The following is a 13,921-nucleotide window of genomic DNA, read 5'->3' as shown; positions in this document are numbered from 1 at the left end:
TAATTCCCAACCACAATAGTGATATGCAAACAATCCTTATTACCGGCGGTACAGGCCTTATTGGTAAAGCACTTACAGAACTTTTGATCAGCCGGCATTACAAAGTGATCATACTTACCCGGGAGCCATCGCGATATAAAAGCAGGAATGTGGAAGGTCTTAGTTATGCCTTCTGGGATCTGCATAAAGGAGAAATGGATAAATCGGCGCTTGTTGCTGCCGATCACATAGTTCATCTGGCAGGGGCTGGCGTTGCTGATAAAAGATGGTCCGCAAGCAGAAAGAAAGAAATTGTAGATAGCAGGGTCAAAAGCGGGGAGCTGATTTGCCGCGTACTAAGAGATATACCTAATAAGGTCCAGTCCGTTATTAGTGCATCTGCAATCGGATGGTATGGGAAAGATCCATCGATCCCTAATGAATTTCCCTTTAACGAAACAGATACTTCCTCAAATGATTTTCTGGGCGATACCGCGCGTCAATGGGAGAGTAGCGTTCTTCCAGTTGAAGATATGGGGAAGCGACTGGTTATTTTGAGAACCGGAATTGTTTTGTCAAGAAATGGAGGCGCCATGGCAGAATTCATTAAGCCCATTCGGCTTGGCATTGCAGCGATTCTTGGTAGTGGTGAACAGATGATCAGCTGGATCCATATCAATGATATGGTTCGTATGTATGCCGATGCTTTAGAGCAGCGCGACTATAAGGGCGTTTATAATGCAGTAGCGCCTCATCCTGTAAGTAATAAAGAACTTACAGTATTACTTGCCCGGAAAATGAAAGGAAATGCCTTTCTTCCAATTCATGTGCCTGTATTTATGCTAAAACTGATCTTGGGAGAAATGAGTATAGAAGTCCTGAAAAGCACCACAGTTAGTGCGGCAAAGATCAGTAAGGCAGGATTCCAGTTTGCATATCCTGATATAAATGCAGCAATAAATTCACTTGTCTAAGCTTTTGAAGCATTTTAAAGATCCCTCTTAAAGTAAATTATATAATTAATAAGCCAGGTAACCATTATTAATATCAACGTGTATATTGTATGGGTTGAAACAGCCTCCAGGCTTGCCTTGTAGGCTGATTCATCAAACCTGCTCAGGAAAGCAGGAGGAGGGAGGATCCTGTCAGAAATTTCAAGCGGGAAAAACTGGCCCATATCATTTTTCAGAAATTTATACTTGAAGAGATTTACAGCAATAGGTTCGGCAACAATTGAATAAAAAAGAAAAATTGCCATTGCTATGAATGATTTTTTCACAAGTAATCCAACAAGAAATGCAATTGATAACTGTGAAAATGTCTGCAGAGCAAACAGCCCGATATAAGATGATTGCTCCCACTTGTTTGAGTTAATATCACTAGTATTTGTATTGCCAATAATTATGGTCACAATCGTATAAAGGATTGTGAAAATTATTGTTATCAATACAACATTCAGAAGTTTGGCAAGAATAAACTGGTTCCTGCTCCATCCATCAATTATATTCTGCCTGTTGGTTCGATAAGTATATTCATTTGTAATAAGCATTATCACCACTACCGCCGGAATGAATACTACCATTGATGAAAAGTAAGCAGTGGTGCGCCATACCTCGGGAAAACTAAAGGGATTGCCAATGAACATCTTAAAAACCTGTCCCGCACCTGATTTTTTTTCGCTTATCGTGTGATAGATATTCAGGAAAATATAATTGACCCCCGGATAGGATAGTATACATAAGCCAATTAGTAACCAGAATATTGGGTACTTGTTTATTTTGAGCCATTCCGTTCTTAAAAGTGATGCCATGATGATCAATTTCCCGTTAATTCAAAGAATCTGGTTTCTAGTTTTTTCTTTTGTATAGAAAGGTGATGTAAAACGATTCCTCTTTCAAAACAAAACTGGTTTAAATCTGCCGGGTTAATTTTTCCCCTCATACAATACACCTGCAGGTAAGGGCCTTCCCGCTTAATGTTTACAATATCTATATATTCTTCCAGTACTGCTTTTAGTGAGTTGTTGTCAGATGAAGCTATCTCAATTATATCTTCATCTGATAAGACCTCATCCACGGGACCGGTTGAAACGATTTTACCAGTTTTCAAAATAGCTACATGAGTGCAAACTTTTTCCACTTCATTAAGAAGATGGCTGGCCATGATGATTGTATGTCCCCTTTCCTGTAGTTCGCGGATTAGCCTCCTAACTTCTGCTATCCCAACCGGATCGAGCCCATTTGTGGGCTCATCCAAAACCAATACTCCGGGATCTCCAAGTAGCGCGGCAGCAATTGCAAGTCGTTGTTTCATTCCCAAACTATAGGTGCTGAAGCGGCTGTTGCGCCTGTCATAAAGATTAACTGCGTACAATACTTTTTCTATATCCTCGCGGTTACCTCTGCCGCTGATGCTTTGGGTTATTTTAAGATTGTTTATGGCTGATAGATAATGGTAAAAATTGGGCGTCTCAAGCAGAGATCCGATATTTTTACGCTGATCATTATTGCTGGCTTGTCCAAACCAGGAAAAATTTCCTGCATCCTGATTCAGTACGTTGAGGATGATACTTAGAAGAGTGGTCTTACCGCTACCATTGGGCCCGAGGATTCCAAATACACTTCCTTTTGGCACCTGCAGACTAACGCCTTGCAGTGCCTTAATTGAGCCATATGATTTGGAGATATTTTCAATTTCCAGGACAGGCATTTCTTTTTTATCAATTTATGCCTTGTATCACAGACATAGAAAACATTTTTATGAATGGCATAAAAAGCCGGCAATTAATTTCTGACAGGTTTGCCTGTTTTCAGCACACCCTGGATTCTTTCTAATGTTTTTTTCTCTCCGCAAAGTGATAAGAACGCTTCTCTCTCCAGGTCAAGCAGGTATTGTTCTGTCACCAGCGTTGGCTCACTCAGATCACCGCCACACATCACATAAGCAAGTTTGCGGGCTACCAGTGCGTCATGATCTGTGGCATAGTTTGCACGCCACATCCCGTTGATGCCCGCGTATAATGCACCTAAGGATGAACGGCCGAGTACTCTGATATCTGTTCGTTGTACCGGAGTAATGTAGCCGCTTTCACTAATTTCCAACACCGACCGTTTTGCTTCTGCAATTCTTCTTCCCTGGTTATAAACTATCTCGTCATTTCCCTTGCGAAGTATGCCCATATCAAATGCCTCATGTGCTGATGTTGCAACCTTTGCTGTGGCGATTGATAAAAAGCGATTTTTCAGGGTTATATTCTCGGGCTCATCTTCATGCATTTCATCTGCTGCCCTCAACACAAATTCTTTGGTTCCTCCGCCTCCAGGTATTAATCCCACACCCAATTCAACCAGGCCAATATATGTTTCAGCGGCTGCGCATACCTTATCGGCATGCAGACTAAGTTCACAGGCACCCCCAAGTGTAAGCGCATGTGGCGCTACCACTACCGGAACAGAAGAGTATCGTGCACGCATCATTGTATTCTGGAACATGCGTATGGCCATATCCAATTCATCATATTCCTGCTCAATAGCGAGCATAAAAATCATACCCACATTTGCTCCCGCACTGAAATTAGATGTGTCATTGGCTATGACCAATCCTTTGTATTTTTCTTCTGCCAGGCCAATGGATCGTTGGATGCCTTCCAGTACTTCCCCTCCTATGCTTCCCATTTTGGTGTACCATTCCAACCCAAGCACATCATCACCCAGGTGATAGGTTCTGCAGGCACTGTTTTTCCATACAGTCTGTCCTTCAAAATTCTTCATTACAATAAATGCATCTCCACCCGGAAGTGATTTATAACCTTTGGATGAAACATCATAGTATAATCGCTTGCCATTTTCGATCTTGTAGAATGTTTTGGCTCCTGACGCAATCATATCTTCAATCCATGGAGCTACAGAATAGCCAGCCTCCTTCATCTTTTTGACAGTCTTTTCCACTCCCATTACATCCCAACTTTCAAAAGCCCCAATTTCCCATCCAAAACCAGCCATCATAGCATCGTCAACCCGGTACAATTCATCTGAAATTTCGGGAATGCGATGCGATATATAAGAAAATAGCCCATAATGGAAATGCCGGTAAAATTCACCCGCTTTATCAGTTCCCTGCACCAGCATAGACAACCTTGTTTTCAGATCGTCAACTGGCTTAGCTGCTTCCAGCGTGGCAAATTTTGGTCTCTGGCGCGGACCATATTCCATGGTGGATAAGTTAAGGGTCAGGATCTCTTTTGCCCCGTCCGGTCCCTTGGTCTTTTTGAAGAAGCCCTGGCCGGTTTTATCGCCCAACCAATTATTGCTGACCATCTTGTTGAGCCAGGCAGGAATATTGAAAACAGCACGCTGTTCATCAGCCGGACAATTATCAGCAACTCCGGCAGCTACTTTTACAAGGGTATCAATTCCTACAACATCTGCCGTGCGAAAAGTAGCAGATTTCGGACGCCCGATCACCGGACCCGTTAAGGCTTCTACTTCATCAATGGTTAGTCCAATCTTTTCCACCAGACCAAATATTGCCATGATTCCATATACCCCAATTCTGTTGGCAATAAATGCGGGTGTGTCTTTGCATAGTACAGTTGTCTTACCTAATTGAAGACTTCCGAAATCCATCAGAAAATCAACAACTTCCTGGCTGGTATGAGGTGTGGGAATTATTTCCAGCAATCGAAGGTAACGTGGCGGATTGAAAAAATGTGTTCCGCAAAAATGCTTCTGGAAGTCTTCCGACCTTCCCTCAGCCATCATATGTATAGGTATACCAGATGTATTGGAACTAATGATGGTACCGGGCTTGCGGAATTGTTCCACCTGTTCAAATATCTGTTGTTTTATATCGAGTCTTTCAACCACTACTTCTATGATCCAATCATAGCCACCGATTTCTTTCATATTATCAGTGAAGTTGCCTGTGCTTATCCGCTTCACAACATCTTTGGAATATACAGGAGATGGGTTGCTTTTGAGTGCGGCCTGCAGTGCATCATTTACCAGTTTATTCCTTGCTGCTTTCTCAGTGCTTTCAACCGCTTCCTTTGGAACCATGTCAAGTAACAAAACTTGCAAACCAATTCCTGCAAAATGACAGGCAATCCGGGATCCCATGACACCACTTCCTAATACGGCAACTTTTTTGATCTTTCTTTTCATATGGAAAAAATAGTTAGCTAAACAACTAATATGTTCGAAGTTAGGTATTTTTAATTTTCAAACTAGAATTGCTTTATTATAAATTTAACCGAATGAACAGTGCCAGAGATGCTATATCGGTTTTTACGGAGGGCTATATGGCTGTCCATCCTTCCGTATTTATTCCTCCCTTTCTTGAAAAAGATAATAGTGGATTCAGAATAGGGGAATCACATTATAAAAATGAAGATTTTAGGAGAATATATGTTGCTGCCGCAGGAAAAGCAGCCTCTGCCATGGCGTTGGAAGTAGAAAGAATTCTTGCTGAATTAGTTAGTGATGCATTGGTTATTACTAAATATGATCATAGTTTGCCAGGGTCTACCTGGAAAGTATTGGAAGCATCACATCCGGTTCCCGATTACAGGAGTGTAGAAGCCGCCGATGCATTAAAGGCCCTTGCTTCAAAAGCGGGTGAAGGCGATCTTTTTATCCTCTTATTGAGTGGAGGTGCTTCCTCATTGATATCAGATCTGCCTGATGGAATCAGCCTTGAAGACCTGCAGACAACTTTCCAATTATTATTAGGATCAGGGGCAGCAATTGAAGAGTTGAATACTGTCAGGAAGCACCTTTCATTACTTAAGGGTGGCCAGCTTGCCGGGGCGGTTTATCCCGCAAAACTTGAATGCATTCTGCTTAGTGATGTTCCTGGTGATGATCCCGCTGTGATAGCCAGTGGTATGGCGCATCCTGATCCCACCTCTTTCGCAGATGCTAAAGCCATTATCCAAAACTATGGTCTGTCACATAAAACGCCTGCATCAATACTTAAACGGCTGAATGATGGAATAGAAGGTCTTGTTGCAGAAACCCCAAAGCCTGGTGAAATGATTTTTAAAAATGTAAGGCATCACGTACTTGCAAGCAATGGCATTGCCCTAACCGCCGCGGCTAATAAGGCACGCAATATGGGATATGATGTTGTGATATATCCTCAATTGCTTACGGGTGAAGCAAAGGAGATGGCCAGGAAGTTTATTACTGAAGCTTATTCAAAACCAATCAATAAGCCAACCTGCTATATTGCGGGTGGTGAAACAACCGTAACAATAAAGGGGAAAGGAAAGGGAGGACGTAACCAGGAATTTGCATTAGCAGCATTTATTTGGCTCGGGGAACAAAATACCGAACATTGGCCAGTGCTGCTTGCTGCAGGAACAGATGGTACAGATGGTCCTACAGATGCTGCGGGGGCTATTGTTTCACCTGATATTTTTCAGATATCAAAGGCGAAGGCCCTTGACCCTGGTTATTTTCTTGAAAACAACGATGCCTATAATTTTTTTAATGCATGTGGTGGACTGGTAAAGACGGGTGCTACCCAAACCAATGTAATGGATATGGTCATTATGATAAGGATGCCTGATACCAGCCAATAAGGTAATGTAATAAAATGCAGGTGAGCATCACAGATAGTCCCATTAATAAGGTAGCCACAGAATAATACCTATACATATCTCTGACAGGAATCTTGCCATATTGGTTCACTACCCAAAAATAACTGTCATTAGCATGGCTGATAGCCATAGCCCCTCCCGATATACTCAATAGAACCAAAACATTTTGTTGTAATGACAATTCGAAGGCCCCGAGTATTGGATAGATCATTGCCGAACAGATGATCATTGCAGCTGTTGAGGAACCTTGCGCCGTTTTGAAAATTGCTGTTAATAAAAATGCAAAGGGGTAGATGGCAATTACAGGTATATTGCTACCATCCAGAAATCTTGTGATCTCCTTTTGTAAGGCGGTAGCTTTGAGAATAGCCCCGAAAGCACCACCTGCCGTAGTAATTAGAATTATGGGGCCCGACTGAACTAAAGCTTTGGAGATCCATTCTGCCCATTCCTTCTTTTGTTTACTCCCGAGCAGCACCATGGCAATGATGGCGCTGATGAAGAGAGCAATTGCGGGGTGCCCCAGGAGTTTACTGGTTTTTATTAATGCATCATTGTTGGTTAATGATGGGATGATTACTCCGGAAGTAATAAGTAGTAAAGGAAGTAAGAGAACAAACAATGCTTTGCCTGCATTCTTGTGGTTAGAATTTGCGGGCCTGTGATCAGTAGTATCAGTCACAATAGGGAAATCAATTTTTTTCACCATCCATAAGCCTGTGATTATGGCTGGTACGCTTACCATGATTCCTAACAATATTACCCAGCCGAGCGAGGAAGAAAGTCCCAGATTACCTGCCGCAGCCATAGGTCCGGGAGTAGGAGGGATAATTACATGCGATGTATAAAGTCCGGTTGCCAATGCTAACTGCATCGAACCTGCCGGATGGCCAGTAACATTGGCCATGGCTTGAACAAGCCTCGTTAGTACGATGAAACCAGAATCACAAAATACCGGAATACCTACCAGCAACCCTATCGCAGCAGTTGCAGGAAGTATTTTCTTTTTACTGACACTCCCCATTAACTTATCAGCAAGCCCGGCAGCCCCGCCTGTTTTTTCAAGAACTTCCCCTAATAAAGTACCTGCTACTATTATATATCCAATTGCCGCAAATACTGTACCCGCACCATTAAAAATTGTTGTGATTGTTTTATCAGGTCCCAGCCCCGTGGCTATTCCGGTTACTAAAGCTGTCATTAATAAAACCAGCATGGGATGCCATTTCATTACGGCACAGGCCAATACTATAAAAACTAATGCTGCCAGAATTATTAGTAAAAGTATACTGCCTGTCACCATTTAATTTTGCTTTTTATAAGCTCTGATTTTTCTCTCATTATTTTGCAGACCCAGATTGCCTAACAGGCCACTTAATGCGATCTTACCCCAGAAGTTAAAAGTAGATCGGTCACGCATTCTCTCCTGGAGAATGGCCGCCGTTCTGTCATTTTTATTCCGCAATATGGTATTTGCAAGAAAGGTTAATGCACCCTTTCTTTTACCGTCTTCCCTGCTAAGCTGAATCCGAAGGTTGCGATAGTCGAGATGCATTTTTCCGATGGCCAAATGATCATCCCCCTTTACCTCCACAATAACACTATCAGTATGGCCTTTTAATATCTCCAGCCCGAATAGCGGTTTCAGCATGGGAGTAAAACTTTTAAGCTCCATTTTTCCTAAATCTGCACGCATTTGAAAACGCTGCAAACTATCAGTGTATGCCTGATTAAAATAGAAACCTATTTGACCCTCATCCATCAACAGGGCATTGGCAATTATTTTAAGGCTATCCTCCTTCGTAATTGAATTATTGCGGATGTTCAGGATAGTTGCATCCAGGTTTGCAAACAATATGCTTCCTTCAGCGCCGGTTTTCTCGGAGATCTCGTTATATCTTACTAGTGAATTTTTCAGGGTGATACTGTCAAGTTCAAATAGAAATGGAATATTTTGGAGCGTTTTTGCAAGCAGGGGTCGATAGCTGATTGAATCGCGGGGAACTCTTTTGTCGCGGTCAACCTGCAAATTTAAATTAGTAAGATCAAGGCGATTCATTTTCCAAACTGTGTCGTTTGAAGAAGGCAGCATTTTAAGGCCATTTATCACGCCAATTCCGCTGCTTAATTGGATCAGATCAGTTTGGAATGGTTGATTTTGAAAAAAATCTTCCCGGGTAAGATCACTGCTCCAGGAGAGGCTGTCAAAACTAAGCGTTCCATTAGCCGGATTCAGTTTTAATCCCCTTAGATCTGTTATTCGGTCTTTGTTCTTTTGTTTGAAATGGGATACTGTAGCTTCAATTTTCGGCAAGGTTACCAGCAATGCTTTCAATGAATCACGATGGGAGTTGAACCTCATATTACTAGTGAGCTTTCCCGTGATCCCTTCCAGCGTAAAGCTATTGGCACCCTTTTGATGTTGCAAGCCAGCATTTGCAACCTCCAGGAAGGCCAGACCAGATTTGAATGATTCGCCAGTTGGTATTCTTGCATCATTCATTTTAAAATGCAACAGGGGAAAATCGACTTTAAAATTTCCTGGATTTGCTTTTAAATTCTGAAACCTCGCATCAATACTGTCGCTTTTCCATTCACCATCTGTGAGTGTAAATGCGGCAGTATTAACCAATCCGCCATCAAGGCTGGCTATCTGTTTTTCCTGGCCATCCTCATGACGGCTCAAAACTATTCCGGGGTCTTCGAGGCTTATAGACGGGATTAGGATTGTTGAAGATGTCGATTCTTTATCAGTAGGCGCTGTTAATGGCAGGAGGTGAATTTCAGCATGGGGTTTTGAAAATATTAATCTGGAAATCTGTCGGGGTATATCTTTACTTGTTTCGATATTATGTATTACCCGCGTGTTGGGAAGATTTACAGAAGCGTAAATTTTATCAGTAAAAATTTCCCAGTTGCCATTACTGATTTTATTTTCACTGTTCCCACCTAACTCATATTCACCGGTAGAACCTTTTAATTTTTCAAGTTGAATGTTTAGCGTTCTTCCTTTCAGATAAAGATTTTTCCAGTAGAAATTTCCAGCCGCTTCATACAAGTCATCGGCCGAAACTGAATCAGTTATGGCAAGCACATTTATTCCCTTTCCAGCTATCTTTAACCTGAGTGGACCTGACCGGAATTTGCTGGTATAATATTGCGTATTGCCGGTGGCACTTGTATTTTTTTCTTCGGGGAAAGTGATATCAATATTACCCGATCCGATCGTCAATGCTTCCAGCCAGTTGTTCTCTGAACCCTTGATAATTCCTGCTGCATTTGTTTTTTCAGCAACTATATCTTTTAAATTAAACTGAATATTTCCATTATTCATATTTCCACGGGCAGAGGTGGCTGAAATAGATTGCCTGCGGTATATCACTCCTTTCATACTGGCCCATCCCCCTGGTAACTGCATTTCCAATGATGGCAGATCGATGGAGTTGTTGCCATTCATAAGGGCTTCCAGTGTTCGTGAATCCAACAGATTTTTACCACTGATTACTGCAGAAAAAGCAGTTGCATTTACAAGTGCCGATCGCTGGTCTTCTTTTGTTATCAGCAGATCTGCATCCAATATCCTGATTGTATTTATTTCCAGTTTTCTTCCTATAGCACGTTGAATACGTCGCCATGGTACGCGATTGTTCCTGTTCTCTCTCTGCTGTAGCTGCAATTTTACATTTGCTCCGGAAACAATCAATTCCTCGGCTTTTAGTCTTCCCTGTAATAGTTCCGGTATGGAAAGATCCGTGAGCGTTAGTCTTTTTACATCAATCCGGTTATTTCCAAGCCTGCTTTTCTGCCGGGTCTGAAGAAAATAATCATAAAGTACCAGGTCATTCTTATTTATATTCAATTCTCCAAAGCCCGATGAAAAATTCTTGCTGCTGTCCGATTCGAGGTAGGCTTTGACCTTAAGCTGCAACTCCTTAACAGCGATCTTGTTGGGAATATTTTTATCTACAACAAGTTCTTTTACATCAAAGGCATTTCCTTGCACACGAAAACTTTCTTTTCCTCTCGGGGTATGCGAATTGCCGATGAATTCAATATCGTCTATACTAAGTTGTTTCACATAAATGGGACCTATGATATCCAGTAAATTGGCATCGTCTTTTTCATCAGTAGAGTCCTTTTTACGACGAATCCTGAAGTCATTGCTTGAAAAGAAACCTTTTGATGCTTTCAGCATGGCAAGTTCCACCACTCCTTCTGTAAGAAGTTTATTCCAGTTCAGTGAATCCAGTTCAATTCCTTCCAGCCTGAAGCCTGTACTGTCTCCAATGGTAGTTATTGTTTTATGGAAGCCGAGGCCGTTTAATTCAAATTTTCGTTGCCGGTTATCCCAAAGCAATTGATCCAGATTAACTCTTATGGTTGTATCCGGATATTCAATAAGGGGATTTTGGAGTTCAAAGCGGATACTCACTTCATTGTTGTTGTTCCAGTTTGTGACACGTTTTAACAGGTGAAGATCTGTTATGTTGAGATGTAGATTGTTAATGAAGTAGCGGCTGTTGTTGTTATTCAGGTCGGGGTAATAAGCAATTGTTGCCTGGCGGATATCACAACTTTTTACCTCCAATGATTGCAATACATCAAAGAAAACCGTCTGAATTTTCGAAACCTGTTGGTGAAGGGGGATTGGTACACGGTTACCAATGCTATCCTTTTCATAAACCCTTAACTCAAGAGTTGGACGCACCAGTGAAAATGATTCAACATTAAGTCGCTTGAACAACAGGAGATTTATTACATCCCGAAGATTAACCGATATACTGTCGGCCATAAAGCGAAATTCATTATTGGCTGTTGCAGGGTGAACGGGGTGAATATCGAAACGTGCAACTTTTATCGTCATCCTGGTTGGATCTACCCGGATAGCACTTGCATCCAGGGCGTATTCGCCACCGGATAAGGTTTTTACTAACTGTTTGGCTGCTGCTACAGATCGTAATCTCACGAGTAATCCCATCGATAAGAGAAGGCCGAGGAGCAACAGCCCAACACCATAGAGTATCCATTGTTTCCTCTTAAGCCTGGCCATGGATACAAATTACAATAAAATTTACAAGGGCTGATGAAACGCTTAACTCACTCCGGCACCCGCGTTTATAACGGATTCAGGTGATACAAAATGAAGTTTACCCTGCTGGTCTTCTGCCATCAGGATCATTCCATTACTTTCAATACCCCGCATTTTTCGGGGTGCCAGGTTGGCAACCACCACCACCTGCTTACCAACAATATCCTCGGGCTTAAAATGTAAGGCGATACCACTTACAATAGTTCTCGTTTCAAAGCCCAGATCAATGGAAAGCTTTAGCAGTTTATCTGCTTTTTCCACTTTTTCAGCCGTTACTATGGTTCCAACTTTCAGGTCTATTTTAGCGAAATCATCATAAACGATCTCTGCTTTTTGAGGTGCGACTATAGTTTTTGCAGCCTCAGTCTCAGCAGGAGGAATTGTTTCAACTGTTCCGGGTACTTCAGGGGGCATGCTGTTTGACTTTAACTTTTCAATTTGTTCCTGTATTTCCACGTCTTCAATTTTTCTGAATAATAATTCCGGTGCACGTAAAGAATAACCAACACTTAATAGTTTGGTTTTACCTGCATTTTCCCAGTCGAGCATTTTATCAACCACCTTCATCATATGCAACATTTTACGTGCTGTATGAGGAAGGAAAGGATTTATGTAGATGGCCAGGTTGGCACATAGCTGTAGACTAATGTGCAAACAATTATCGATCTCCTGCTGTAATCTTTCTGTGTCGGTTTCTCCTTCCTGTGTTAGTTTCTTCGCTTTGATCCAGGGCTCTTTTTCCTGCATATATTTATTTCCTTTCCGAGCCATATCGATCACTTCAAACTGTGCTTCCCTGAACTTGTAACCTTCAAGCAATTGTTCGATTCTTTGTTTTGATTGCCTGATCTCTTCCAGCATTACATTGTCCGTTTCATCCTGGATGGCAACATGAAGGGCTGGAACTTTTCCTTTTGTGAGCTTATGCATCAACACGAAAGCCCTGTTCACAAAATTTCCGAAGATGGCTACCAACTCACTATTCACCGCATCCTGAAATCCTTTCCAGGTGAACTCACTGTCTTTGGTTTCCGGCGCAATCTGCGTGAGGTAATAACGCAATGCATCAGCCATCTGCGGACCGCCATTTTCTTTTTTCACAAAATCATTGATATAATCCTGCATATCCAGTTTCCAGTTCCTGCTGGTGCTCATCTTATCACCTTCCAGGTTCAGGAATTCATTACTCGGAACATTATCCGGTAAGATATTTCCATGCAGCTTTAGCATTACCGGAAATATGATACAATGGAAAACGATATTATCCTTGCCTATAAAATGGACAAGTTTTGTTTCTTTATCATACCAGTAAGGTTCCCAATCGCGGCCCTTGTTCAATGCCCATTGTTTGGTGGCACTGATATAACCTATAGGCGCATCAAACCATACATATAATACTTTCCCTTCAGCTTCGGGCAAGGGAACTTTAATGCCCCAGTCGAGGTCGCGTGTTACCGCACGGGGTTGAAGACCGCCATCTATCCAACTCTTGCACTGACCTACCACGTTGGCTCTCCAGTCGCTGCCATGTTCATCAATGATCCACTTGCGCAGAAATTCCTCATGCCTGTTGAGTGGAAGATACCAATGTGTTGTTTTCCTTTTTACAGGTGCTTCACCACTAAGTGTACTTACCGGGTTGATCAATTCATCCGGACTCAGGCTTGTGCCACATTTTTCACACTGATCACCATAAGCCCCATTGAATCCGCAATTTGGGCAGGTGCCTTTAATATAGCGGTCGGCCAGGAATGTTTTGGCAGATTCATCAAAATATTGTTCTGTTTCTCTTGTTTCCAGTTCCCCGGCATTGTTCAGCATGGTGAAAAATTCCTGCGCCGTTTCATGGTGGAGTTGGGAACTGGTTCGGTGGTAGATGTCGAATGATATTCCAAGGTCACCGAAATTTTCCTCAATTATAGCGTGGTACTTATCAATAATTTGCTGCGATGTGGTGCCCTCTTTCATCGCCTGTATCGGAATGGCAGTACCGTGCTCGTCACTTCCACAGATAAAGGCAACATCCCTTTTCTGCGCCCGCAGATAACGGACATAAATATCCGCCGGGAGATAACAGCCGGCCAGATGGCCAACGTGTTTTAACCCATTTGCATAGGGGAGGGCAGCCGTTATGAGATATCTTTTTGGTGATTCCATGCTAAATTTCTTTAATGTCTTCGTTTGGAAGGGAGGGCAAAGTTACGTACCAGATATTAAAGTTTATTTTTTCTGTTTCATCTGCTAGTTTTGGG

Annotated in this window: 8 protein-coding genes; 2 read left to right on the top strand and 6 right to left on the bottom strand. The window is 42.2% G+C overall.

The window, feature by feature from the left end; all coding sequences use genetic code 11:
• Positions 1 to 23: 23 nt before the first annotated feature.
• Positions 24 to 953, top strand: a complete 930-nt coding sequence (locus V6M43_RS03765; RefSeq protein WP_332732702.1) for a TIGR01777 family oxidoreductase — start codon at positions 24 to 26, stop codon at positions 951 to 953.
• Positions 954 to 967: 14 nt separating this feature from the next.
• Here V6M43_RS03765 and V6M43_RS03760 read toward each other — a convergent pair whose 3' ends face one another.
• The 3 genes from V6M43_RS03760 to V6M43_RS03750 form a co-directional block, all read right to left on the bottom strand.
• A complete protein-coding gene (locus V6M43_RS03760; RefSeq protein ID WP_332732701.1) occupies positions 968 to 1,789 on the bottom strand; it encodes an ABC transporter permease in 822 nt (273 codons plus the stop codon).
• A gap of 5 nt (positions 1,790 to 1,794) precedes the next feature.
• On the bottom strand, positions 1,795 to 2,688 hold the full coding sequence (locus V6M43_RS03755; protein WP_332732700.1) for an ABC transporter ATP-binding protein: 894 nt from the start codon (positions 2,686 to 2,688) through the stop codon (positions 1,795 to 1,797).
• 74 nt (positions 2,689 to 2,762) lie between these two features.
• On the bottom strand, positions 2,763 to 5,141 hold the full coding sequence (locus V6M43_RS03750; protein WP_332732699.1) for a 3-hydroxyacyl-CoA dehydrogenase/enoyl-CoA hydratase family protein: 2,379 nt from the start codon (positions 5,139 to 5,141) through the stop codon (positions 2,763 to 2,765).
• A 92-nt stretch (positions 5,142 to 5,233) separates the two neighbouring features.
• Between V6M43_RS03750 and V6M43_RS03745 the strand changes: the two genes are divergently transcribed.
• A complete protein-coding gene (locus V6M43_RS03745) occupies positions 5,234 to 6,562 on the top strand; it encodes a glycerate kinase type-2 family protein (RefSeq protein ID WP_332732698.1) in 1,329 nt (442 codons plus the stop codon).
• Here V6M43_RS03745 and V6M43_RS03740 read toward each other — a convergent pair.
• From V6M43_RS03740 to metG, 3 genes are read right to left on the bottom strand one after another with little or no spacing between them, the layout of a single operon-like run.
• The gene (locus V6M43_RS03740; protein WP_332732697.1) at positions 6,531 to 7,883 is read right to left on the bottom strand and encodes a GntP family permease; all 1,353 of its coding nucleotides are present in this window, start codon (positions 7,881 to 7,883) and stop codon (positions 6,531 to 6,533) included. The genes V6M43_RS03745 and V6M43_RS03740 overlap by 32 nt on opposite strands.
• Complete coding sequence (locus V6M43_RS03735; RefSeq protein WP_332732696.1) at positions 7,884 to 11,630, bottom strand: hypothetical protein; 3,747 nt, start codon at positions 11,628 to 11,630, stop codon at positions 7,884 to 7,886.
• Positions 11,631 to 11,672: 42 nt separating this feature from the next.
• Positions 11,673 to 13,826 carry a methionine--tRNA ligase gene (gene metG, locus V6M43_RS03730; RefSeq protein WP_332732695.1) on the bottom strand — a complete coding sequence of 718 codons (2,154 nt, stop codon included), beginning with the start codon at positions 13,824 to 13,826 and terminating at the stop codon, positions 11,673 to 11,675.
• Positions 13,827 to 13,921: the final 95 nt, after the last annotated feature.

Source organism: Flavihumibacter sp. (assembly GCF_036676075.1).
Classification (GTDB): Bacteria; Bacteroidota; Bacteroidia; order Chitinophagales; family Chitinophagaceae; genus Flavihumibacter.
Note: the sequence above shows the minus strand (reverse complement) of the source record. Positions and strands in the feature narration are given on the sequence as shown.